The organism is Paenibacillus artemisiicola (assembly GCF_017652985.1).
GTDB classification, from domain to species: domain Bacteria; phylum Bacillota; class Bacilli; order Paenibacillales; family Paenibacillaceae; genus Paenibacillus_Z; species Paenibacillus_Z artemisiicola.
On record NZ_JAGGDJ010000047.1, the window covers coordinates 13,175 to 37,581 of the forward strand.

General features: G+C 63.4%; 17 protein-coding genes and 1 tRNA gene. 16 read left to right on the forward strand and 2 right to left on the reverse strand.

Going from position 1 to position 24,407, the window contains the following annotated elements:
* Positions 1 to 89 precede the first annotated feature (89 nt).
* Positions 90 to 983, reverse strand: a complete 894-nt coding sequence (locus I8J29_RS28270; RefSeq protein WP_208850694.1) for a helix-turn-helix domain-containing protein — start codon at positions 981 to 983, stop codon at positions 90 to 92.
* A gap of 358 nt (positions 984 to 1,341) precedes the next feature.
* Between I8J29_RS28270 and I8J29_RS28275 the strand changes: the two genes are divergently transcribed.
* From I8J29_RS28275 to I8J29_RS28290, 4 genes are all read left to right on the forward strand, one after another.
* A complete protein-coding gene (locus tag I8J29_RS28275) occupies positions 1,342 to 1,578 on the forward strand; it encodes a hypothetical protein (protein WP_090639243.1) in 237 nt (78 codons plus the stop codon).
* A gap of 116 nt (positions 1,579 to 1,694) precedes the next feature.
* The gene (locus tag I8J29_RS28280) at positions 1,695 to 5,588 is read left to right on the forward strand and encodes a response regulator (protein WP_208850695.1); all 3,894 of its coding nucleotides are present in this window, start codon (positions 1,695 to 1,697) and stop codon (positions 5,586 to 5,588) included.
* 129 nt (positions 5,589 to 5,717) lie between these two features.
* The gene (locus I8J29_RS28285; protein ID WP_208850696.1) at positions 5,718 to 6,437 is read left to right on the forward strand and encodes a response regulator transcription factor; all 720 of its coding nucleotides are present in this window, start codon (positions 5,718 to 5,720) and stop codon (positions 6,435 to 6,437) included.
* 204 nt (positions 6,438 to 6,641) lie between these two features.
* Positions 6,642 to 8,045 carry a putative bifunctional diguanylate cyclase/phosphodiesterase gene (locus tag I8J29_RS28290; protein ID WP_208850697.1) on the forward strand — a complete coding sequence of 468 codons (1,404 nt, stop codon included), beginning with the start codon at positions 6,642 to 6,644 and terminating at the stop codon, positions 8,043 to 8,045.
* A gap of 184 nt (positions 8,046 to 8,229) precedes the next feature.
* Here I8J29_RS28290 and I8J29_RS28295 read toward each other — a convergent pair whose 3' ends face one another.
* The gene (locus I8J29_RS28295) at positions 8,230 to 8,448 is read right to left on the reverse strand and encodes a hypothetical protein (RefSeq protein WP_090639236.1); all 219 of its coding nucleotides are present in this window, start codon (positions 8,446 to 8,448) and stop codon (positions 8,230 to 8,232) included.
* Positions 8,449 to 8,730: 282 nt separating this feature from the next.
* On the opposite strand from I8J29_RS28295, the gene I8J29_RS28300 reads away from it, so the two are divergent.
* The 12 genes from I8J29_RS28300 (at position 8,731) to I8J29_RS28355 (ending at position 24,407) form a co-directional block, all read left to right on the forward strand.
* Positions 8,731 to 10,302, forward strand: coding sequence for a sensor histidine kinase (locus I8J29_RS28300; RefSeq protein ID WP_208850698.1), 1,572 nt, complete (start codon positions 8,731 to 8,733; stop codon positions 10,300 to 10,302).
* Positions 10,303 to 10,397: 95 nt separating this feature from the next.
* Positions 10,398 to 10,472: transfer RNA gene (locus tag I8J29_RS28305), tRNA-Thr, on the forward strand.
* Positions 10,473 to 11,050: 578 nt separating this feature from the next.
* Positions 11,051 to 12,055, forward strand: coding sequence for a LacI family DNA-binding transcriptional regulator (locus I8J29_RS28310; protein ID WP_208850699.1), 1,005 nt, complete (start codon positions 11,051 to 11,053; stop codon positions 12,053 to 12,055).
* A 17-nt stretch (positions 12,056 to 12,072) separates the two neighbouring features.
* Positions 12,073 to 12,945 carry a carbohydrate ABC transporter permease gene (locus tag I8J29_RS28315; RefSeq protein ID WP_208850700.1) on the forward strand — a complete coding sequence of 291 codons (873 nt, stop codon included), beginning with the start codon at positions 12,073 to 12,075 and terminating at the stop codon, positions 12,943 to 12,945.
* 13 nt (positions 12,946 to 12,958) lie between these two features.
* Entirely contained in the window at positions 12,959 to 13,780 is an 822-nt protein-coding gene (locus tag I8J29_RS28320; protein ID WP_208850701.1) for a carbohydrate ABC transporter permease, read from the forward strand.
* A 145-nt stretch (positions 13,781 to 13,925) separates the two neighbouring features.
* Positions 13,926 to 15,272 carry an ABC transporter substrate-binding protein gene (locus I8J29_RS28325; RefSeq protein WP_208850702.1) on the forward strand — a complete coding sequence of 449 codons (1,347 nt, stop codon included), beginning with the start codon at positions 13,926 to 13,928 and terminating at the stop codon, positions 15,270 to 15,272.
* Positions 15,273 to 15,343: 71 nt separating this feature from the next.
* Positions 15,344 to 16,597: an amidohydrolase family protein gene (locus I8J29_RS28330; protein WP_208850703.1), complete on the forward strand. Its 1,254-nt coding sequence runs from the start codon at positions 15,344 to 15,346 to the stop codon at positions 16,595 to 16,597.
* Positions 16,598 to 16,618: 21 nt separating this feature from the next.
* Entirely contained in the window at positions 16,619 to 18,649 is a 2,031-nt protein-coding gene (locus tag I8J29_RS28335; RefSeq protein WP_208850704.1) for a YyaL domain-containing protein, read from the forward strand.
* A gap of 193 nt (positions 18,650 to 18,842) precedes the next feature.
* Positions 18,843 to 20,213 carry a sedoheptulokinase gene (locus I8J29_RS28340; RefSeq protein ID WP_208850705.1) on the forward strand — a complete coding sequence of 457 codons (1,371 nt, stop codon included), beginning with the start codon at positions 18,843 to 18,845 and terminating at the stop codon, positions 20,211 to 20,213.
* Between the two features lie 6 nt (positions 20,214 to 20,219).
* Complete coding sequence (locus I8J29_RS28345) at positions 20,220 to 20,909, forward strand: aspartate/glutamate racemase family protein (protein WP_090639216.1); 690 nt, start codon at positions 20,220 to 20,222, stop codon at positions 20,907 to 20,909.
* A 77-nt stretch (positions 20,910 to 20,986) separates the two neighbouring features.
* Positions 20,987 to 21,907 carry a class II fructose-bisphosphate aldolase gene (locus I8J29_RS28350; RefSeq protein ID WP_208850706.1) on the forward strand — a complete coding sequence of 307 codons (921 nt, stop codon included), beginning with the start codon at positions 20,987 to 20,989 and terminating at the stop codon, positions 21,905 to 21,907.
* A 67-nt stretch (positions 21,908 to 21,974) separates the two neighbouring features.
* Positions 21,975 to 24,407, forward strand: coding sequence for an alpha-mannosidase (locus tag I8J29_RS28355; protein WP_208850707.1), 2,433 nt, complete (start codon positions 21,975 to 21,977; stop codon positions 24,405 to 24,407).

The following is a 24,407-nucleotide window of genomic DNA, read 5'->3' on the forward strand; positions in this document are numbered from 1 at the left end:
CCGTTCCGTTTATCTGGCAATGCTTTAATGCACTAAACCGCGAGGGCGCAAAGTCCCGCGGTTTTTGCGTTCAGAGGATATTTTCGGGTTTACGGCCAGATGTCCTGCGGCGCGACTTCCAAGGCTTTGGCGATGAGCAGCGTGGTCTGTCGCTGCGGCCGGCCGATCTTGCCGTTGCGCAGCTTCGAGATGGTTTGAAGCGAGATGCCGGTTGCGGACGAGAGCTGCTGGGCGGACATGTACTTGCGGGCCATCAGCACTTTCAAGGTAACGGATGGGTCCAAGGCGGCGGCTTCGGTTTCGGCGAGCGAGCGGATGTCCGTGGCGATGAAGGCGATGCACTTGAGAGTGCCGTCTCCGTGGAAGAACGGGCGGTACGTGATCTGGAGCTCCAGCTGGACGGATTCGGCCAACCTCTTGGTATGGACGATGAGATGTTCGGTGCGGCGATGGAGGGCGGCGTGTTTGAGCGAAGCGAGGATGCGTTCGCGCTCGCTGTCGTGGAAGAACTGGCTGAGCGATTCCTCTTCCACGGAGAACAAGCGGTCCACGACGGGAGCAGGGTAGTGTTTGTAATAGCGTTCGACCACGAGCCGTTCGTTCAGAATTCCGGACAACAGCACCTGCCCGGAGGCCGCCATGCGATCGATCCACGACTTGGCGCTGATGTCCTCGACGGTCAGCAGGAAGGCCGGTTCGTCCGCGCCGGCGATCGCTTCGCAGGTCAGCACGAGCCGCAGCGGATCGTCGTCGGACCAGGACCGGAGCAGGGACGTCTCATGGCGGTCGTCCGAGCGGAGCGCGCTGCTGCTCCATTCCGAGAACACCCTGTCCGGCGGGAGCCCTTCGAGGACGTCGCCCGAGCACCCGACCAGCCTGGAAAAGGCTTTGTTGGCCAGGTTGAAGTGGCAGTCGTCGTCCTGGCCGACGACGACGGCCAGCGGCGTTTTTAAGTTTTGAAAGACAGCGGTAGTCAGCGTCAAAGGCATTCCCTCACAATCTGTAACTAAGCTGGTTTATAGAACAGTATAAGAGGCGTTATCCGACTTTTCAACCGGGACGAACACAAAAAATTAGAAAGGGTTTTTTTTCGCTTTTAGTTCTGAAGGATCAGATGCCCGCATGCCCGTCCGATCCTCTTCGAAGGGCGGCGGGAAACCTCCGGCGCGCGGAATTCTTCAAAGGAGCCGCCTGCGTTTCCACATGCTGGGTTTCGGTCTGGCAACGTGTTAAAATTTCCAGGCAATTTGCGGCATTGAAGGCTTTTCAAAGCCGGTTCGATCCCGCATAATGATAATCTATCGCGCACCAGAGACTCCTACACCGAGAGGACGAAGCCGGATGGAATTGTGTACCGTCGATGCTTGCCGCAAACCTGTAAAAGCGAAGCGGATGTGCGCGATGCATCATCAGCGCTGGAGGAGACACGGCGATCCGGGCGTCACCAAGGTCCGCCGGGCCGCGGAGCCGACCCCGTGCAAGTGGGTCAACTGCGCCAAGCCTTCCTTGAGCAAGGGGTATTGCTCGAAGCATTACTACATACACCGGACGCGCGCGAAGGCGCGGCCGGAAGCCTGAGCGTCAGCGCCCGCGGGCGCTCCCCCGGCCTTTCCTGGCCTGGCCAGCCTATGAAGCGCTTCCCTCCCAAGGTATAATAGGGCCGATACGACCTATTGTACGGGAGGTTTTTTGCCGTGGGTACCTTTTCGCTCCGGACGAAAGTGCTTGTCCTCATCCTGTTCGTCACGACCGGCGTGCTGTCGGTCGTCGGCTACGGCAATTACGCCGCGGCCAAGCGCGCCATCATGGAAGCGCTCGTCGACAAAGCCGGCACGAAGGTTCAAAACGCCGCGGGCAGCCTGGCGTCCTGGATCGAAGCCCGGCGCGCCGAGGTGGAGGTCATGAGCCGCACCGATCAGGTGCGGTTCGGTTCCTCCGCGGAGCGCCTCGCGTATTTTCGCGGCGAGATCGGGCGCTCCGCTTCGCCCTTCCGCACGATCGGCTTCGCCGACCGGACGGGGCGCGCCGAGCTGAGCGACGGCTCGGTCATCGAGATCGGGGACGAGCCGTCCTTCCCGGCGGCGATCCGGGGCAAGGCGATCGTCACCGACCCCTTCGTCGGCAGATACGGCGGCGGTAGCATCGTCGTCATTCAAATTCCCGTCTACGGCCGCGACAACGCCATCATCGGCCTCGTCGACGCGGCGATCCCCGCGGAACGGGTGTTCCGGGAGCAGCTGAACGTCCGCGTCGGCCGCACGGACCGCGCCTTCGTATACAACGACGGCGCCGCGGTCATCGAGGCGCCGCCCGCGGCCGGCGCGCTCCGGCCGTCGTCGCCGCTCTCTTCGCCGGAGCTGCCCTTCGCGCCCGTCGCGCGGGACATGCTGCGGAATCCGTACGGCACGGCCCGGCTGAGCGGCGGCTCCGCCGGCGGTTCGATGCTGTTCTACGCGGCGGTCGAGGGCACGAGCTGGCATCTCGCCCTGAACGTGCCGCTGCGGGAGATCGAAGCCCCGCTCGCGGCGATCAAGTGGCGCTCCATCCTGTCCATCGCCGCCGCCGAGGCGATCCTCACGATTCTCTTCTTCCTCTTCTCGTACCGCGCCATCGGGCGCATCAAGCGGATTCTCGCCGTCACCGAGGCGGCCGCGGCCGGGCGCTTCGACGTGAACGACGTCCGGGACGCGGGCGGCGACGAGCTGTCGCAATTATCCAAGTCCGTCAACCAAATGAAGCAGCGGCTGAACGGCATGTTCAGTCAAATGGACGCCATGATCAACCAGAATCAGTTCGCGTTCATCGTGCTCGACAGCCAGTACCGGGTCACTTATTTCAGCAAGGCGGCGGAGCGCATGCTCGGCTACGCGGCGGAGGAGGTGCTCTACAAGGCGACGGGGCTTGCCTTCGTCGCGCCGGAGGACATCGTCCGGGAGGCGGAACGGCTGAGCGGGCGGTACGGCCGGCCGGTCCCGCCGGACATCACGGTGTTCGAGCTGCTGCGCAAGGATCAATTCGCGTACGAGCGGGAATGGAACTACGTGCGCAAGGACGGCACGCGCTTCCCCGTCGCGCACAGCTCGAACGGCATGCGCGACCGCGAAGGCCGCTTCGTCGGCGTCGTCGGCATCGCGCGCGACATCACCGGGCAGAAGCAGGCGGAGAACGCGCGCAACCGGCAGCTGAAGGTGATGGGCGCGGCGAAGGATCTGATCGCCACGTTCGACGAAGCGGGCAAGCTGCTCTATATGAACGAGGCGGGCCGGGCGATGCTGGGCATGCGGCCGTACGGCATGAGCGTGGACGAGGTGCCGAAGCGCACGGTCCAGGAGCTGCTCGACGGCATCGAGGACGCGCGGGAGGCGGGCTACCGGGAGAAGGAGGCGCTGCTGCGCACGCTGCAGGGCGTGTTTTTCCCGGTATCCAAGATCCTGGTCGTCCACCGCGACGACGATACCGGCGAGACGTTCTACTCCTGCATCGCGCGGGACATTACGGAGGCGAAGCGCGTCCAGTCCGAGCTGGAGCAGGCCAAGCGCGACGCGGAGAGCGCGAACGTGGCGAAGAGCCAGTTCCTGGCGCAGATCAGCCACGAGATCCGCACGCCGCTCGCCGGCATCATCGGCTTGACGGGACTCATGCAGAAGACCGGCCTGACGCCGCTGCAGCGGGATTATCTGCGCAAGACGCGGGATTCGTCCCAGGCGCTGCTCGCCATCATCAACGACATTCTGGATTTCTCCAAAGTCGAGGCCGGCCGCATCGAGCTGAACGAGAAGCCGTTCGATCCGTACGAGCTCGTCCAGAAGCTGGCGGAGACGCTGAGCGTGTTCGTCGGCGGCAAGGAGCGGTTCCAATTCGTCGCCGAGACGCCGCCAGGGCTGCCGGAGCGGGTCGTGGGCGACTGGCTGCGCATCGAGCAGGCGCTGCTCAATCTGTGCGTGAACGCGATCAAATTCACGGAGCGGGGCTACGTCCGGCTGCGGCTCGCGCTGCCGGAGGGCATGGCCGCGGACGAAGGGCGCGTCCGCATCGCGTTCTCCGTGGAGGACACGGGCATCGGCATGACGGAGGAGCAGCTCGGCCGGCTGTTCGAGCCGTTCGTGCAGGCGGACGCGGAGACGAACCGCAAGTACGGCGGAACGGGTCTCGGGCTCGTCATCGTGAAGCGGCTCGTGGAGCTGATGGGCGGCGACGTTCGCGTCCGCAGCGAGCTTGGCCGGGGAAGCGCGTTCTCCTTCGCGCTCGACCTCGCCGTGGCCGAGCCGCCGCGCGCCGGCCGCTTCGACATCCGGGGGGACGCGGAAGGCTCCGTCTGGGTCGTGGAGGACCATCCGCTTATGAGCGGCCTGCTGTGCGCCGTCATCGAGGACGGCGGCCTGACGCCGATCCCGCTCGGCTCGTGGAAGACCGCCCGGGAGCGGCTGGCGCGCTCCGGAATCGGCGTCCGGCCGTCCGCCCTGCTGCTGGACTTCGAGATGCCGGACATGTACGCGGAGGAGACCTGGCATGCCATGCGCGAAGCGGCGCAGGAGGCGGGCGTCCCGACGGTCGCGCTCACGACCGCGTTCGGCCGGGAGGAATTGCTGAAGCTGCCGCAGGAGCAGCGGCCCGACGACATCCTCGTCAAACCGGTCACGCGCGTCGGCGCGCACCGGGCGCTGCAAACGCTGTTCGACCGGCCGGCGCGGGACGCGGAGGCGGGCGCGCGGGAAGCCGCGGCCGCCGCGGAGGCGCCGGAATCGCCGGCGGGCACGATTCTGCTCGCGGAGGACAACGACGTCAACCGGATCGTCGCGGTCGAGCAGCTGCGGGCCGGCGCGTACCGGGTGGACGTGGCGCGGAGCGGGACGGAGGTGCTGCGGATGCTGACGGAGAAGCGCTACGACCTCATTCTGATGGACATTCATATGCCGGACATGGACGGCGACGAAGCCGCGCGTATCATTCGGCTCGATTCCAAGTACGACCGCATGCCGATCATCGCGCTGACGGCGAACATCATGCGGGAAGACCATGACCGGTACATGCAGCTCGGCATGAACGACGTGCTGACGAAGCCGATCGATCCCGCGGAGCTGACGGCGGCCATCGGCAAGTGGCTGCGTCCCGGCAAGGAGCCGGGCAACGAGGCCGCCAAGGCCGGGCCGAAGGAGCGGGAGGCGGCGAACGCCGCGTACGTGCCGTCGCCGGCGGCGGTAGACGCATGGTTGGACCGGGGCGTGCCGGGGATGCGGCTGGGCGAGGCGCTGCGGCGGGTCGGCGGCAAGCGGGCGATTCTGACGCATATGCTGACGCTCTTCGTCCGGGAATACCGCGGCTTCGGCGAACGGCTGGCGGCCGCGCTCGCGGCCGGGGATTACGCCGGCGCCCGGCGGATGGCGCACACGCTGAAGGGCGTTGCCGGCAATTTGTCCGCGGATGGGCTGTTCGAAGCCGCTCTGCGGCTCGAGACGCGGCTGAAGGAAGCGGGGGACGGCACGCCGGACGGCGCGCTCGCGGAAGCGGCGGCCGAAGCGGACGAAACGCTGCGCGGACTCCTGTCGGAATTGGCCGGCGTCATGCCGGATTTCGACAGCGAATCCTAACAATTTTCTAACATTCTATTGTTGGGTGGATCTTCCTATTGTATAGTTAAGAGGAATCCGGGTTCGTCCGGAGCCGGCGGCGCCGCGAACGGCGTCGAACGGACGGGCCTCTTCACGAGGTGAGGTGTCATGTACAAGCTCCTGGTGATCGAAGACGATAAGATGATGAGCGAGATGCTCTCCATGTACATGTCTGGCGAAGGGTACGAAATCAAACAAGCGGAGAACGGCGAACAAGGCCTCAAGCTGCTCGCGGCGTTCGACCCGGACGTCGTGCTGCTCGACCTGATGCTGCCCGACTGGGACGGCACCGAGCTGTGCATCCGGATGCGCCGGCAATCCTCCGTGCCGATCATGATCGTATCGATGAAATCGGAGGTTTCCGAGCGGGTGCAGGCGCTGCGCGCCGGCGCCGACGATTACTTGTGCAAGCCGTTCAGCATGCACGAGCTGAGCGCCCGCGTCGAGGCGCTGATCCGCCGGTCGCGGCTGATGCAGGCCGGCGCGGCGGGCGAGCGCCCGGAAGAGGGCGGGCCCGATGCCGAGAAGGAGATCAAGCTGGATGCCGAGCGCAGGCTGCTCCTCGTTCGCGGCGGCTTCGTCGAGACGACGTTCTCCGAATTCGAGATCATGAAGCTGTTCCTGTCCCACCCGGGGAAAGTGTTCACCCGCGAGGACCTGATCAACGCCATCCGCGGCTTCGACTCCTTCGTGACGGACCGCGCCATCGACGTGCATATCGTGAACCTGCGCCGCAAGATCGAGAAGAACCCCAAGGAACCGCATTACATCCGCACCGTATGGGGCGTCGGATACAAATACGTGACCGAAGTGGAAGCGCCGCACTAATACTTTCCTAACAGCTCCTATTCGCCGGCTTGTCCGGCGGAAGGGGCTCTTTGCTTGCGCGCCGAACCCGTTCGGGGCCGGGCCGGGTGAAGAAGCTAACGCCGCGCTCATGCCCGCCTGTTTCTTTTCTAATCGTTTTATGCGAAAATTTACCTATTTACGAGATAAAGAGACTAGGACCAATGGCAGCGTGGAGGATCGGTTATGAACGAACAGGATTACGGTAGCGGCACGACGTACATCGCGCGGAAGGGAGCGCCGGCGCTCGGCGAAGTGGTCGATTCCTTGACGGGGCTGCCGGGGCGGAAGGCGGCTTTCGCGATGCTCGCGCGCGCCGTCGTGCTGGCCAGGCAGACAGGGCGGCGCGTCTTGGCGGCGCTCGTGGACGTGGACCGCTTCTACATCGTCAACGAGACGAAGGGGACGGCCTTCGGCGACGAGGCGCTGCGGCAGATCGCGCGCCGGCTGAAGCGGCTCGAGCCGTGGTCGGGCAGCGTCTACCGGCTGAGCGGCAATACGTTCCTGCTGTTCCGGCTGGCCGGCTGGGACGCGGAAAACGACGACGCCGACGCGCTCGTCGGCGCGCTGAAGCAGGCGGCCGAGGAACGGCTGTCCGTGCGGGGGGAACCGCTCCATCCGTTCTGCAGCATCGGCGTGAGCGGGTACCCCGGCGACGGGGAGACGGCGGAGCGGATCGTGCGGCACGCCGATACGGCGCTGCGGCAGGCGAAGGCGGCCGGCGGCAACCGGGTCGTCTTCTACGCGGAGGACGACATGTCCGAGGTAAGCCGGACGGAGCAGCTGCGCGTCTCGCTCCGCCACGCGCCGGCCGCGAACGCGCTGTCGCTGCGCTATCAGCCGCTGTACGACGCCGCGGGACGGCTTCGCGGCGTCGAGGCGCTGCTGCGCTGGCGCCATCCCGAGCTCGGGGACATCCCGCCGGCGGAATTCGTGCCGCTCGCCGAGCGCAGCGGCCAGATCGTCCGGATCGGCGAATGGGTGCTCGCCGAGACATGCGGCATGCTGCGCCGCGCCCGGGCGAAAGGGATGCCGCCGCTCGTCGCGTCGGTCAACCTGTCGCCGCTGCAGCTGCGCGTGCCGGGCTTCGCGGAGACGCTGCGGCGCATCCTCGCGCAGACGGGCACGAAGCCGGAGTGGCTGGAGCTCGAAATCACGGAAAGCATGATGATCGGCGCCGACGAAGGCGTAAGCGAGGCGCTGCGGCGGATCCGCGCCATGGGGGTCCGGATCGCGCTCGACGATTTCGGCGTCGGCTTCGCGTCGCTGACGTACCTGTGCAAGCTTCCGCTGCACACGCTGAAGCTGGACCGCTCGTTCGTTCGCCATCTCGGCTCGCAGGACGCGGAGCAGGTCGTCGTGCGGACGATGATCGCGCTCGCGCACGAGCTCGGCTTCGAGGTCGTCGCCGAGGGCGTCGAGACGCCGGAGCAGCTCCGCCTGCTGCGGGAATGGGGCTGCGACTTCTTCCAGGGCTATTTGCTCGCCGGGCCGCTGGACGAGGAGGCGGTCGGCCCGCCGCTCCTGCGGGCGGCGCGGGAGCTTTTCGGCGCCGCGGGCGAGCGCTTGGAGCCGGCGCTGCGGCGATGAGCGGTCGGCGCGCGCGCAGCGCGCATACGCGGGCGCGGCCGGCGCGAACGCGCAATCAAAACGAGTCGGCAACAACAAAGGCAGCCTGCGCGCAAGCGGGCCGCGGCCGTTCGGGCCGGGTTCGCGTGCGCGGGCTGCCTTTTTTTGCGGGTTTCGGTCGCTCGAGAGGACAAGGGACGTCTAATCAGCACACTTCCAGGTAAAGCTTGGTACCGTCGCTGTATTGCAGAATCGCGACGTCGCGGATCATTTCCACCGACTTGATGCGTTTCCACTTCTTCCGAAAATCGAAGTTGTATTCCATTTCCTGCAATTTATTTTGCAGCAGCTCCATGTACGAAAGCTGCTCGGATGGATAATGTACCGGGACGGAACGATTTTTGAAGGTAATGACTCTGGTCACGGGAAGTGCACCTCCTCTTTAATGATGCCATTGTACAAGGCGAATCTTAGTCCCTTATAAAATGAACATGAGCCGGTTGTTTGTTTTGCTTACCCTTTTCTAACAGGTTTTAAAAACAAGGCGGATTGCCGCATGCCGAGCATCGATATCCGCATTCCGCCGACGACCCGCGCCCGCGGCGTAGTGGTATTATGCGCGGAATGCCGGAAAGTTTATCCGCGCTGCTTCAAGCCGGGAAGGAACGGGTAATGACGGGAAATGGAATGCGGGAGGATCAACGACTTGACATTCGTCTTTGCTAAAGCGTTATTCGCCAACATCAGCCTGCTGATCGCGCTGGCGTACTTATTCGATCTCGGGTACCGGTACCTGTTTCAATACGCACCCGCCCGGGTCAAATACGGCATCACCGTCGCCGTGTTCATTCTCGCCGGCTGGCTCGCGATGGCGTTCGGCTTGAAGACCGACGGCATGCTCGTGCTGGATTTGCGGTTTCTGCCGGTCGTCGTCGCCGTCCTCGTATTCCCGAGTCCGCCGGCGATCCTCATGATCGGACTCGGCATCGGCATCGGCCGGCTGCTGATGGGCTTCGATCAGACGGCGTTCGGCGCCTGTCTGAACATGGTCGTCCTTGGCGTCCTGTCCATGTGGCTGACCAAATGGCTGCACGCCAAGCCGTGGACCTTCTTCGCGAAGAGCGCTTTCGCGCTCGGCTTCGTCAACGTGCTCTTCGCCCTCAACGCGACGCTGGTCGTCATGGCGTCCCCGGACGTGACGGCGAAGCAATTTTGGCTGCATTACGGCTTGTATTCGTTCCCGCTGCGAATACTGCTGAGCGCGCTGCTGGTGTTCATCATCCGCGACTTTCAGAAGGAGCAGCAGCGGGTGGACGAGCTTCGCAAAATGAACATGCTGCTCCGCCGGCAAACCCGCGAGCTGCGGGCGGCGAAGCGCGACGTGGAGGCGAAGGCGCGCGAGCTGATGCTCGCGAACAAGTACAAGTCGGAGTTCCTCGCGAACATGTCGCACGAGCTGAAGACGCCGCTTAACAGCATCATCATGCTTTCCCAGCTGCTCAAGGAGAGCGAAGAGGAGCGCGGAGACCAAGGCGAGGAAGCCGGGGAGGAAGCCGGATACGCGGAGCTGATCAACGGGGCGGGCAACGATCTGCTGCAGCTGATCAACGATATATTGGACCTCTCCAAGGTGGAGGCCGGCAAGATGGACATCAACATCGAACCGCATTCGACCCAGGAGCTCGTGCAGACGCTGTACCAGCAATTTCTGCCCATCGCGGCGCAGAAGAACCTGGCGTTCGAGATCGAGATGGGCCCGCTGGTGCCGGAGGCGATTCAGACCGACGCGCTGCGGGTCAACCAAATCCTGCGCAATCTGCTCGCCAACGCGTTCAAATTCACGGAGTCGGGCGGCGTGCGCATCGTCGTCAAGGCGGAAGGCGGCATGCCGATCGAGCCCTCCGCGCTCCGGAAGCGCCGGCTGCGGAACTGGTATCCCGGAGCCTGGGGCCGGCCGGCCGTGCGCATGATTCCGCCGATGCGGATCTCGTTCGCCATCGCGGATACGGGCATCGGGATCGACGAGGAGAAGCAGCAGCTCATCTTCGAGGCGTTCCGGCAGGAGGACGGCTCCATCAGCCGCAAGTACGGCGGCACGGGGCTCGGGCTGTCCATCAGCCTGCAGCTCGCGCGGCTGTTGGGCGGCACGCTTTCGCTCGAAAGCCGCAAGGGCGAGGGCAGCCGGTTTACGCTGCGGCTTCCGGCGTCCGCGCAGGCCGGCGGGGAGTCGCCCTCCCGGGCGCAAGAGCGGGCGGAAGCGAGGTCGCAGGACGCCTGACGGAAGGACGGGAAAATATTTTTAAAAAAGCATTGACTCCTTCACACTCCTGCGGTATATTATAAAAGTCGCCTCAAGCGAACGAGGTTGTACAAGCTGGTGTAGCTCAGGGGTAGAGCAACGCACTCGTAATGCGTAGGCCGGGGGTTCAATTCCCTTCACCAGCACCATTTACTCCAATAACGGCGCGGTTTCCGAGCAATCGGCGATCGCGCTTTTTTGCATGCGGAGAAGGCAGCCGGGAACGGAAGTCCGGCGAATCGGAATGAAAAACTGGATGTAAACTGGAATGATTCCAATGTATCCGCATGGGTTGACACCGTTTGCTGAAAGCGCTACTATGGACACATCACTTCTTTGACTTATCGAAATTGGAACGTTCCCAAAACGAACGAAGGCGTTTGAACAAACGCGGCAATTCGGATGCGGACAATTCCGATTCTCGGCTTCAAGGAGAGATTTTATTTTTTGCGTCTTTTGGGAACGTTCCCAAAACCAGACGAAAACATGGGCGACTCGTTTTTCTCGTACTTTCGGGGAGATTGCTTCCAGGTTCCAGGGCAGCCATGCCTGACATCCAGGGAGTAGTGTGGTTGTTTCGACAAGATTGGGAACGTTCCCGAATATCGGTTTCCGAAGAAAACGCTATCGTGGCACCGGTATTATTTGCTAAAATGGGAACGTTCCCAAAAGCGTTCGAAGCCAAATGGCGCAAACGGGAAACGATAACAGAAAAGAGTGATCGCAAGTGGGGCCGACAATTCATGACGTAGCACGGCTGGCGGGGACGTCGAAGAGCACCGTTTCCCGCTATTTGAACGGACAGCAAGTGAAAAAAGAGACGCAGGAAGCGTTGGAAAAAGCGATCAAAGAATTGAACTTCCACCGCAACGCCAACGCGCGCCGGCTCGTGCTCGACCGGACGAACAGCATCGCGGTCGTGGTCGACAACATCTCCAACATCTTCTATTCCGGCATTATCCGCGGGATCGAGACGGTTGCGAATATGAAAGGCTATAACTGCGTCTTTCTCAGCTGGACGTCGAACTACGAGGACGAAATCTCGTTCCTGAACCTGCTGTACGAAGGGCAAGTCGACGGCATCATCCTCGTCAGCTTCCAAAAGCGGGCCAAGCAGGACCTGGAGCAGATCCGAAGCTCCAGCTACCCGATCGCGCTCGTCGGCGACCACGGCGAAATGGACGGTATCTTCTCCGTCGACGTGGACAACGCGGCGGGCGTGTACGAGATCGTCGAATACCTGCACGGCCTCGGGCACCGGAACATCGCGTACATCTCCGGCCCGGACCACGCGGCGGCGAACAAGTACCGCTTCAAAGGTTACCTGCAGGCGATGGAACATCTCGGTTTGAAGCACAACCCGGAATGGGTCATGCAGTCGGACTGGAGCAACCAGGGCGGCTATCAAGCCATGAAGAAGCTGCTGCAGGCGGACGGCTTCACCGCCGTCGTCGCGTCGAACGACGAGACGGCGATCGGCGCGCTGCGGGCCACGCAGGAGCACGGCCTGAACGTTCCGAAGCGGATGTCGGTCGTCGGCTTCGACGATATCACGATTTCCGAATGGGTGTATCCGTCGCTGACGACCGTGCGGCAGCCGTTTCAAGACATCGGCATGAAGGCGGCGCAAGGACTTTTCCGGAAAATCGACGGGAACGCGGAGGACGACGGAGACAACCATTATCTGTTAAAGCCGACGCTCATAATTCGCGATTCGTGCGGAAAATTATAGAAAAGAGGTGAGGTCGAATGGGCTCCAAGGTTAACAAATCGTACTACGGCTATTTCTTCGTCGCGCCTTTCTTCATCGGATTCGCCGTATTCGGTTTGGCGCCGATTCTGTATACCTTGTACTTAAGCTTCATGAAGTGGGACGGTTTCACCGACCCCGTCTACGTGGGCTTCGCGAATTACACGCGGCTGCTGCACGATACGTTCTTCTACCAGACGATCTGGAACACGCTGATCATCTGGGTGCTCTCGAACACGCCGCAGCTGATCCTCGCGCTGCTGCTGGCGCTGATCCTGAACGAGAAATTCATCCGGGGCAAGCATTTCTTCCGGGCGGTCTACTTCTTCCCGCACATCATTACGCCGGTCACGCTCGGCGTCATCTTCAGCCTCATGTTCGACTGGCAGACGGGCAGCATCAACAAGCTGCTCATGGACCTCGGCATCGTGCACGATCCCATCAACTGGTTCAACAGCCCGTGGTGGTCGCGGCTCATCGCTTCGGCGGTCATCTGCTGGCAGTACTTCGGCTTCAACATGATCGTCTTCATCGCCGGCCTGCAGGGCATTCCGAACGAAGTGTACGAAGCGGCGGAGATCGACGGCGCCTCGAAGACGCAGACGGCGCTCTACATTACGCTGCCGCTGCTGCGGCCGGTGTTCCTGTTCATCTTCATCACGTCCGTCATCGGCGGCCTGCAGCTGTTCGACGCGCCCCTCATGCTGGGCGACGGCCCGGACAACACCGCGCGGACGATGGTCATGTACTTGTACGAGACGGCATTCAAGAACTTCGATTACAGCTACGGCGCAGCGGTCGCGTACGGCATTTTCTTCGTCGTCATGATTTTCACGGCAATTACCGCCCGGGCCTCGCGGCTGAAGGATTAAGGAGGCGAAGCACATGGCTAAAGCCATCTCAAGAGGAATCCTGTACTTGTTTCTGATCGCCGTGGCGGCGACCTGTCTGATTCCGTTCTACAGCATGATCATCACGTCGACGCACACGAACTCGGATATCGCGCGGAAGCTGCTGCTCGTCCCGGGCGACCAGTTCATCGACAACTACAACCGGCTGAAGGACACGGTCAACATCTGGCGCGGCTTCGGCAACACGGTCTTCCTGACGGTCATATCGACGATCATCAACGTGTATTTCGCGGCGCTCGCCGGCTACGGCTTCTCGAAATACAACTTCAAGTACCGCGGCTTCCTGTTCCTGTTCGTGCTCGGCACGATGATGATTCCGGGACAGCTCGGCATCATCGGCTTCTACAAGCTGATGGATTCCTTTAACATGCTCAACACCTACTGGCCGCTGATTCTGCCGGCGATCCACAACGCCTTCGGGATCTTCCTGATGCGCCAGTTCGCGGATTCGTCGGTGCCGACGGAGATCATCGAATCGGGCCGGATGGACGGCTACGGCGAGCTGCAGATCTTCAACCGGATCGTGCTGCCGATCATGAGTCCGGCGCTGGCGACCTTGGGCATCTTCGCCTTCATCGGCAAATGGAACGACTTCCTCACCCCGATGATCATCCTGTTCGACAACAATCTGCAAACGCTCCCGGTCATGATCGCGAGCTTGAAATCGCAGTTCACTTCCGATTTCGGCGCGCAGTACGTCGGCATCGTCATCGCCGTCGTGCCGGTGCTCGTGTTCTTCTCGTTCATGTCGAAGCGGATCATCGACGGCGTCGCGGCAGGCGCGGTCAAAGGCTGATCCGAACCGAATTCCATTGAAAGAGGTGATGCCGCCGATCGGGCATGCATGACCGGAACGGTCAGGAGCGAACGCGCAATCAAGGGGTACGCATTTCACGCATTTCAAACGTCTCAAGGAAACCATGAAAAAGGGGAGATCGGTTTTGAAAACGAAAAAATGGCTGACGATGACGACATCGGTCGTACTGGCTGCCGGCCTGCTCGCGGGCTGCGGCAACGGCGGCAACGCCAACAACGGCGGCAACGCGGCGGGAGAAGCGAACGGCGGCGCGGCCAACAACGGCGGCACGAACGCGGGCGCGGCGAACGGCGGCACGAAGGAATTGTCCGGCAAGCTCGTCATCTGGACGTTCTTCGATCAAGTCAAAGACATGGCCGACCAGTTCCATGCGAAAAATCCGGGCGTGACGGTCGACGTCAAAATGTTCCCGGGCGACCAGTACCAGACGAAGCTGCTGACGGCGCTGCAGTCCGGCAAGGACGTGCCCGACATTTTCGACCTCGAGCGCGGCTACATCGGCAAGTTCATCGACTCCAAATTCCTGACCGACCTGTCCGCGATGGGCGGCGACGATCTGGTGAAGGACTACATTCCATACGTACAAGAGCTGGGACGCTCGACCGACGGCAAGCTGCGCGCGATTTCCGACCACTCCTCGCCGGGCGGCTTCTGGTACCAGAAGGAAGTGGCGAAGAAATACCTCGGCACGGACGACCCGGACAAAATCGGCGACATGGTCAGCTCGTGGGATAAAATCGTCGAGCTCGGCAAGAAAGTCGCGACGGACAGCGGCGGCAAAGAGCATCTGATCCAAAACTCCGGCGACCTGTTCGACATCGAAGCGTACAACACGGAGCCGTGGGTCAAGGACGGCAAGCTGAACATCGATCCGAAATGGCAGACGGTCTACGACGCTCAAGTAAAAATCCGCCAAAACAACGTCGACGCCAAGCTTCCGTTCATGTCGGCGGGCTGGGGCAACGCGCTGAACGACGGCAGCGTCGTCCTGACGTCGATGCCGGCATGGGCCGGCTTCATGATCGACAACAAGGACAACAAGGCGAACGGCAAATACGGCGTCGCCAAAACGCCGGAAGGCTTCTACGTCGGGGGCACGTACCGCGGCATCTACGACAAATCGGACAACAAAGACCTGGCGTACGAATTCATCAAGTACATCGCGGGTGAAGAATGGCAGCAGCACAACCTCGAAAAGACGGGCAACATGCCGGGCAACGGCAAGGTGTACGAAACGAACCTCGAGACGTACAAATCCGCCTTCTTCGGCGATCAGAACATCCTGAAGCCGTACTATGAATCCGTCAAGGAAATGCCGGCGATCAAAGCCGACAAATACGGCGAGGACATCCTCAGCAAGTGGAGAAAAGCCGCCGGCGACGGCGTGACGAACAACAAGAGCTTCGACGACGTCGTGAGCGCGTTCAAGAAAGAAGTGAAAAACACGTTCCCCGAACTGAACGTAGACTAATCGGTCAGCACAAGGCGCGGCTGCTTCTCCCGGAGAGGCAGTCGCCCATTTTTGGAAGGAGAATCGGCCCGATGAGCAGCATTCATGAATACGTAAAGCAACTTCGGATCATCGACGGACATGAACATCTGGCGACCCCGCTAATCCGCAAGCACGAAAACCAGGACTTTTTCTCGCTGATGCATTATTTGGACTCCGACCTGATTACGGCCGGCATGGCGCGCGGCGCGCTGGGCCGGAAAGCCGGCACCGACGAAGAGCGGGCGGCGACGTTCCTGAAGCATTGGGGGCGGACGAGCAACACGACGTACGCGCGGATGTTCCGGACCGCGATGGAGGATCTGTACGGATTTCACGATTGGAGCGTTCCCGGCATTCTGGCCGTCAACGAGAAAGTCAAAGCGGCGACGCACGATCCGGGCTGGTACGACAAGGTGCTGTACGAGAAATCGGGCATCGACCTGGCGTTCACGCTCATTCAGACGACGAAGCTGGACTATGAACGGTTCCGCCCGATCATGTTCATGGATTTCACCTTTAAATTGCGAAATCGAAAGGACATCCGCGACGTGGAACGCAGCGCCGGCGTGAACGTACATACGTTCCCGGCCTATCTGGACGCGGTGGATGCCTTATTGCATAGATTCAAATCGGAAGGCATGGTGGCGACGAAGCTCGGCCACGCCTACTGGCGCTCGCTGGCCAGCTCGAAGCCGACCTTCCAGGAAGCCGAAGCCGTATTCAACCGGCTGATCGGCCGCACGCTCGAGGACGGGCTGTCGCAGGCGGAGTCGGAACCGCTGCAGGATTACCTCATTCATTTCGTCATCCAGCGTTCCGCCGCGTACGAGCTGCCGATCCAGATTCACACCGGGCACCACGAGACGAGCGTGTCGAGCAACGGGAACCTGATTCCGAATTCGAACGCGTCGCTGCTGCTCCCGCTGCTGGCGGAATACCAGGACGCGAAGTTCGTCCTGCTGCACTGCGGGTTCCCGTACCACGAGGCGTACCTCAGCATCGCCAAGAATTATCCGAACGTGTACACGGATTTTACGTGGACGTACATCATTTCGCCGACGGCGGCGAAAGGAATTTTGCACCAAATGATCGAAATGGTGCCGCAGACGAAAATTCAGGGCTTCGGCGGCGATTACAATTACGTCGAAGGCACGTACGCGCACCTGAAGCTCGCGCGGGGCATCGTCGCGGACGCGCTGGCGGAGAAGATCGCCGAGGGCGCGATGAAGGAGAAGGACGCGATGCGCTTCGCGGACCGGATCTTCCGCGATAATCTGATCGAGCTGTACCAGCTGGAGCTGTAAGCGAAAGGACGGGGAGATAGCATGGGTTGGAAGGCGGAATGGAGCGGCGGCGGCCGCGAGCTTCGGGTGTTCGCCCCGGGAAGCGAGGACGGCGCGAACTGCATGCGGTTCGGCCGGCTGCTGGCCGTATGGGACGCCGAGGGCCGCGAGATCGGCGAGCTGCCGATCGGCGAGATCGCCGAGGACGGCGGCGGCGGCCTGCGGGTGACCGGCGCGTCGGAGCTGTACGAGGCGGAGGCGGTCTGGACGGCCGCCGCCGACGCGCGCGGCGTCTACGACGTGACGCTGCGGTTCGTCTATAAAGGCGAGGCGCCGGGCGCGTTCGGGCTGACGTTCGGGTGCGAGCTGCTCGGCCCGGGCCGGCCCGACTGGATGATCCCGGGCGCGTTCTACAAGGAGAACCGGTTCGAGAAAAACCTGCGCATGTATCCGCGCTACGACTTCCGGGGCGGCGATCCCGGCAAGATGGTGTCGGACCGCTGGTCGTTCCGTTCGGACCGCGCGGCGCTGCCCGCGGTGTTCGCCTGGAACGACGGCATGTGCGGCGCGCTCTGCACCGGCGAGACGTCGGAGCTCGGCTTGACGGGTCTCGGCTTCCGCGGCAACGAGGCGGGCACGGCGATCTGGCTCGACTTCCCGTACCGCGAGACGCCGGTCACCTTCGTCGGCGACGCGGTGCCGCGACCGGCGGACGTCGCCGTCGCGGCGTTCGCGCCGGGCCAGGCGGTCACGCTGAAGCTGCACGCGTACGCCGCGGGCCCGGATCCGCACGCCTATGATCCGTTCGTGCGCCGGATGTACCGGCTGGACGCGGCGGAGCACGGGCTGAACCCGTGGATGGGCCTGGAGCAGGCGGCGGAGCTGACGGCGCACGGCCTCTACACGTGGCATTACGATCCCGAGGAAGGGATTTTGAACGAGACGGCGGCGTTTGACCGCGAATTCAATAATAACGTCAAAGGGATGGGCGACCGTCCCCATATGCATGTCGGCTGGGTCAGCGGAGCGCCGTACGCGTACGCGCTGCTCGCCTACGGCCGGCGGAAGGGCGTAGAGGACTACGCGTCGGCCGGCACCGCGGTGCTCGACAAGATCGCGGGCGGGCTCTCGCCGAGCGGCATCTTCTGGGCGTCGTGGGTCGCGGGCAAAGGCTGGACCGCCGGCTGGAATCCGAAGTCCGATTGGCTGCAGGCCCGCACGATCGCGGAGGCGACGCTGTTCATGGCGCGCGCGCTCGCGTTCGAACGGGAGCGCGGCGAGGCGCATCCCGCTTGGGAGGCGGCGGTGCGGTCCAACCTGGACTTCGCGGCGTCCCGGCAGCGGGCGGACGGCAACTTCGGCTCGTATTACAACTGCCAAAGCGGCGACGTGGAAGAATGGGACGGCGCCGGCGGGCTGCTGTGGATTGCCGCGCTGCTGGAGGGGGCATCCTATTTCGGCGAGGCGCGCTACGCGGAAGCGGCCGTGCTGGCCGGCGGCTACTATAGCAAGTTCGTCCGCGACGAGTACATCTACGGCGCGCCGGAGGACGTCCATCTGACGCCGACGTCCGAGGACGCGTACAACGCGGTCGCCTCGTACGTGCATCTGTACGAGCACGACCGCGACCCGCAGTGGCTGGCGCTGGCCGCGAGCGCGGCGGACTGGATGATGACGTTCCGCTGGACGTACAACCTGGCGTTCCCGCGCCATACGCTGCTCGCGCAGTACGATTATCGCTCGCGGGGCGCCGACCAGGCATCGACGTCCAATCAGCATTTGCATAATTACGGCTTGTTCTGCGTGCCCGAGATGCTGCGGCTGTGGACGTACACGAAGGACGCGTATTACCTCGACCGGACCCGCGACCACATCGCCTGCTTCCTGCAGTTCATCGCCCGGGAGGACGGCGACTTCAACGCCTATAAGGGCATGGTCACCGAACGGTTCTACAACACGAACTGCTTCCAGCCGAAGGGCATGATGCTGACGCTGTCGCATTCGTGGTGCATCGGGCTTATCCTGTACGCCGCCCAAGAAGCGCAGGCGTACGCCGAAGACCTGAAGCTGTAGCGGTTCGGGCCGGCGGCCGGAGGCAGACCGACGGCAGACCGAGACAGCAGAGAATCCGGTGGGCGAATAGGAATGCGTTGCAAGGAAGCGAAGCGGCAGGAGGAACAAGGGAAACGCCGCACGCGCCGTCGCCGAGGACCCGGAGCAGCCGCAAGCCAGTCAAGATCCAATCCCGAATGGAGGTTCACGCATCGTGCAAGTAGCAGGAATCGATATCGGCACCACATCCATCGCGCTCGTCATCGCCTCGGACAAGGGCGAGACGGTCAGCGCGGCGACGAAAGCGAACGACGCCGCCCTGCCGAGCGAACGAAGCTGGGAGCATGCGCAGGAGCCGGAACGCATCGTCGCGCTCGTCCGCGAGCTGATCGCGGACAGCGCGCCATACTGGGACGAGGCGGCAGCGATCGGCATCTCCTGCCAGATGCACGGCGTGCTGTACGTGAACCGGGAAGGCTGCAGCGTCAGTCCGCTCTATACGTGGCAGGACGGGCGGGCCGATCTGCCCATGGCGCGGGGCGACGGGACGTACGCCGAGCAGCTCGGCCGGCTGTCCGGCCATGCGGTCAGCGCGGGCTACGGGCTCGCGACCCACTATTACAACCAGCTGAACGGCGAAGTGCCGAAGGACGCGGCTTATCTGTGCACGATCGGCGATTACGTCGCCATGCGGCTGACCGGGTCGGCCGCGCCGCGCATGGACGCGTCGAACGCGGCCGCCCTCGGGCTGTTCTCGAACCGGCTGCTGGCCTTCGACCTGTCGGCGCTCGCGCGCGCCGGCATCGACGCGTCGCTGCTGCCTCCGGTCTGCAAGGGCGACGGGATTCTCGGAACGACGCCGGACGGCAAGCCGGTCGCCTGCGCCATCGGCGACAACCAGGCGAGCTTCATCGGCGCCGTGCCGCGGCTCGAGGGGACGCTGCTCGTCAACGTCGGCACGGGCTCGCAGATGTCGGTGTACGTCCCGAGGCAGGAGGAGGTAGCCGGACTGGAGACGCGCCCGTTCCCGGGCGGCGGCTTCCTGCTCGTCGGCGCGCCGCTTAGCGGCGGCAAGTCGTACGCGCTGCTGGAGCGGTTCTTCAAGGCGGCGTGCCGCGCGTTCGCGGACGTCGATTTGGACGACGCGGACATCTACGAGCGGATGAACGCGCTCGCGGGCGAGGCGCTGGACGACGGGCTCGGCCAGCTCCGGTTCGCCACGCAGTTCTACGGCACGCGCCACGATCCGCTCGTGCTGGGCCACGTGGCCGGCATCGGCCCGGCCAACTTCACGCCCGGCCATTTCGCGGCGGGCGTGCTCGGCGGCATCGTCGACGAGCTGCTGGGCTACGTGCACCTGCTGCCGGGACGGCTGCTCGGCGGCGTGACGAACGCGGCCGGCTCCGGGAACGGCATCCGCCGCAACCCCGTCCTGCAGCGGCTGCTGCGGGAGCATCTGAACCTGCCGCTGCAGCTGGCGGAGACGCAAGAGGAGGCGGCGTTCGGGGCCGCGGCGTACGCCGCGGCGGCATCGGGCGCGTTTCCGGATTTGAACGCGGCCATGGCCGCAATGAAGAAGGGATGATCGAACATGGGAGAGAGCAGAACCGATTGGTCCGGCCGCAAGCTGGCCATTATCCACACGACGCCGCTGACGGTGGAGCCGCTGAAGGGGCTCGCGCTGTCGCTGATGCCCGGCCTTAACGTCGTCAACCTTGTCGACGATTCCGTCCTGCCGCAGCTGGCGGCGAACGGCGGACGCGTCGAAGAAGTGCGCGGCCGCTGGCGCGATTACGCCCGGATCGCCGAGCAGCTAGGCGCGGATTGCATCCTGAACGCCTGCTCGTCGATCGGCGAGCTGTGCGCGCAGGTGCAGCCGGAGATCGGCGTGCCGATCGTGCGCATCGACGAGGCCGTGGCCGAATACGCCGTGGCCCGCGCGGCGCGCATCGGCGTCGCCGCGACGCTGGCGACCACGCTCGAGCCGACGCAGCGGCAGCTGCGCGCCAAGGCGGAGCAGGCCGGCCGCGAGGTCGAGCTCGTGCCGGTCGTCGCCTCGACCGCCTACCAGCTCCTGCTGGCGGGGGACAAGGACGGCCACGACAACGAGCTGGCGGAGGCGCTGCGCGAGCTGGCGGCGGACACGGAGCTCGTCGTGCTGGCGCAGGCGTCGATGGCCCGCGTCGTCGAACGGTTCGCGCCGGAAGAGCGGGCGCGCTTCCTGACGAGCCCGGAGCCGGGCATGAACCGCGTGCGGGATACGCTGGCCCGCGCGCGCTGACGAACGGCGCGTTACGAAACAGATCGTTAACCGACAGAGATAAAAAACAGCGGATACCGAGAGGAGAGAAATCATACATGTCTCATCAAACGAAGCCCCAAAACGTCATCACCCTCAAACGCGCGCTGGAGTTCGCAGAAGCGGGCCGGTTCGCGATCGGCTCGTTCTCGCCGCGATACACGCCGATGATCGCGGCCGTGCTGCAGGCCGGCCAAGAGGCGAATTCGCCCCTGATCGTGCAAATCTCGCATAAGGAGCTGATCCGCTACGGCATTACGCCGGCGGAATTCGGCGAAGAATTCTACTGCCAGCTCGGCGAGCTGAACATCACGGTGCCCGTCGTGCTCCATCTCGACCACACGAAGGAGCTGGCCGCGATCGCCGAAGCGATCGACGCGGGCTTCACGTCCGTCATGATCGACGCCTCCGAGAAGCCGTTCGACGGCAACGTGAAGGACAGCAAGGAAGTCGTCGATTACGCGCATGCGAAGGGCGTCTCGGTCGAAGCGGAGCTCGGCATGATCGGCACGACGGACTTCGTCGAGACCGACAAGGACGAAGAGCTGTATACCGACCCGCGGGAAGCGGCGGAATTCGTCCGCCTGACCGGCGTCGACGCGCTGGCCGTCTCGTGCGGCACGGCGCACGGCGTCTACAACGTGAAGCAGCCGAAAATCGACTATGACCGCCTGTCGGCCATCCGCGCCTTGACGCCGGTCCATCTCGTCCTCCACGGCGGTTCCGGCGTGCCGGCGGAGATGATGCAGCACGCGTTCCGCCTGCCGGGCGGCGGCGTGAGCAAGGTCAACATCGCCACCGACCTCGAGCTGTCGCTGCTGGCGGCGCTCGGCCGCGAAGAGCGGATGTCGAACGTCGAGTGCAAGTCGCTCTCGCCGGAACGGCTGGCCGTCGGCCGCGGCGCGGTCAAGCGCACCGTCATCGACAAAATGCAAAACTTCGTCTGCAGCGCCGGCCGCGCGGACCGTTTCCGCCTGTAAGCGGCCGCGCGGCGGCTCTATGAATAAGTGATCGCCCAACACGTTTTGATAGGAGCTGACTTCATCGATGAAAGACAAGAAGCTGTATATGATCGGCAACGCGCATCTGGACCCGGTATGGCTGTGGCAATGGCAGGAGGGCTTCCAGGAAGCGAAAGCGACGTTCCGCTCCGCCCTCGACCGGATGAAGGAATCGGAGGATTTCATCTTCACCTCGAGCTCGGCCGCGATGTACGAATGGATCGAGAACAACGACCCCGGCATGTTCGAAGAAATCCGGAGCCGCGTGGCCGAAGGACGCTGGAACATCGTCGGCGGCTGGTGGATCCAGCCCGACTGCAACATCCCGAGCGGAGAGTCGTTCGTCCGCCAAGGCCTGTACGGCCAGCGCTACTTCAAGGAGAAGCTCGGCGTGACCGCGAAGGTCGGCTACAACGTCGACAGCTTCGGGCATAACGGCATGCTGCCGCAAATCCTGAAGAAGAGCGGCATGGACTACTACGTCATGATGCGCCCGATGCCGAACGAGAAAGGCCTGCCGGGCCGCACGTTCTGGTGGCAGTCCGACGACGGCTCGAAGGTGCTGACGTTCCGCATCATGTACGAGTACCTGTCATGGGGCAAGGACCTGGAAAACCACGTCCGCCGCTGCCTCGGCGAATTCAAGGAGCCGCTGAACGATCTGATGCTGTTCTACGGCGTCGGCAACCACGGCGGCGGCCCGACGAAGGAAAACATCGCCAGCATCCGCCGGATGAACGGGGAAGCCGATCTGCCGAAGCTCGAATTCGCGACGCCGGACCGATACTTCGACGACATGGTCGAATCCGGCCTGTCCTTCCCGGTCGTGCACGACGACCTGCAGCACCACGCGAGCGGCTGCTACGCCGCGCATTCCGGCATCAAGCAGTGGAACCGCGAGGCGGAGAACCGGCTGATCGCCGCGGAGAAATTCTCGGCGCTCGCGTCGTGGATCACGGGCCAGCCGTATCCGCAGGCGGATCTCAGCCGCGCGTGGAAGAACGTGCTGTTCAACCAGTTCCACGACATCCTGGCCGGCACGAGCCTGGAAGCGGCGTACGACGACGCGCGCTACCTGTTCGGCGAAGCGATGGCGATCGCCGACCGCTCGCTCAACTACGCCGTCCAATCGCTCTCGTGGAATATCGGCATCGAGCAGGACGAGTCCATGCACCCGATCGTCGTCTTCAACCCGCACGCGTGGCAGAGCCGCGTCAACGTGGAGCTCGAGGTCGGCGGCATGAAGGACGCGAGCGTGCTGCTCGACGAGACCGGCAAGCCGGTGCCGTTCCAGACGGTGAAGTCGCAGGCGTCCGCGCGCGGCCGCTACCGGCTCAGCTTCATGGCGGACCTGCCCCCGCTCGGCTACCGCACGTACAAGCTCGTGAAGGAGTCCGCGTCGCTGAAGCCGGTCGGCGAGCCGATCACGGCGAGCGATCTCGTGCTGGAGAACGGCCTGCTGCGTCTGGAATTCGACAAGCACACCGGCTTCATCAAGAGCCTGAAGGACAAGGAGCTGAACTTCGAGGTCATGAAGGACGGCGCGCGTCCGGTCGTGATCGAAGACAAGTCGGACACGTGGAGCCACGACGTGCTGCATTTCAACGGGCCGTCGGAGACGTTCAAGGCGGCGAAGGTGCTCCGCATCGAGCACGGGCCGGTCAAATCCGTCGTCCGCGTCGTCAGCGAGTACGGCAGCTCGAAGCTGGTGCAGGATTTCGCCATGTACCCGGGCAGCAAGCAGATCGACGTCAGCGTGACGGTCGACTGGCGCGAGAAGTTCAAGATGCTGAAGCTCGTGTTCCCGGTCAACGTCATTTTCAGCAAGCAAACCTATGAAATTCCATATGGCACCATCGAGAGAGAGCATAACGGCGAAGAAGAGCCGGGCCAAAACTGGGTCGACTACACGGGCATCGTGCAGGAGACGAACGACGTGTACGGCCTCAGCCTGATGAACGACGCCAAGTACAGCTACAGCATGCACGCGAAGGAAATGGCGCTGACGGTGCTGCGCAGCCCGATCTACGCCCATCACGTGCCGTACGAGCCGGACCCGAACGGCGAATATTCGTTCATCGACCAAGGCATCCAGCATTTCAACTACGCCCTGCTGCCGCACCAAGGCACGTGGGAGCAGGCGGGGACGGCGCGCCGCGCGGCCGAGCTGAACTGCAAGCCGGTAGCGGTCATCGAGACGTTCCACGAGGGCAAGCTGCCGCAGACGGATTCGTTCGTCAATGTCGATCAGGACAACATCATCGTGAGCGCGGTCAAGAAGGCCGAGGACAACAACGACCTGATCGTCCGCTGCTACGAGACGGCCAAGCGGGCGACGTCCGCCGCGATCCGGCTGCCGAAGTGGAACCGGGTCATCCGCGCCGACTTCAAGCCGTCGGAGATCAAGACGTTCCGCGTCCCGGCGAACGCCGAGGCGGCCGTCTCGGAGACGAGCATGCTGGAATGGGAGCTCGCGTAG

Bases quoted from the DNA above. Each gene is read 5' to 3' on its own strand.
- I8J29_RS28320 (WP_208850701.1), top strand. From the start codon at position 12,959: ATGGCTAAAGCCATCTCAAGAGGAATCCTGTACTTGTTTCTGATCGCC.
- I8J29_RS28330 (WP_208850703.1), top strand. From the start codon at position 15,344: ATGAGCAGCATTCATGAATACGTAAAGCAACTTCGGATCATCGACGGA.
- I8J29_RS28315 (WP_208850700.1), top strand. From the start codon at position 12,073: ATGGGCTCCAAGGTTAACAAATCGTACTACGGCTATTTCTTCGTCGCG.
- I8J29_RS28335 (WP_208850704.1), top strand. From the start codon at position 16,619: ATGGGTTGGAAGGCGGAATGGAGCGGCGGCGGCCGCGAGCTTCGGGTG.
- I8J29_RS28275 (WP_090639243.1), top strand. From the start codon at position 1,342: ATGGAATTGTGTACCGTCGATGCTTGCCGCAAACCTGTAAAAGCGAAG.
- I8J29_RS28345 (WP_090639216.1), top strand. From the start codon at position 20,220: ATGGGAGAGAGCAGAACCGATTGGTCCGGCCGCAAGCTGGCCATTATC.
- I8J29_RS28285 (WP_208850696.1), top strand. From the start codon at position 5,718: ATGTACAAGCTCCTGGTGATCGAAGACGATAAGATGATGAGCGAGATG.
- I8J29_RS28290 (WP_208850697.1), top strand. From the start codon at position 6,642: ATGAACGAACAGGATTACGGTAGCGGCACGACGTACATCGCGCGGAAG.
- I8J29_RS28350 (WP_208850706.1), top strand. From the start codon at position 20,987: ATGTCTCATCAAACGAAGCCCCAAAACGTCATCACCCTCAAACGCGCG.
- I8J29_RS28355 (WP_208850707.1), top strand. From the start codon at position 21,975: ATGAAAGACAAGAAGCTGTATATGATCGGCAACGCGCATCTGGACCCG.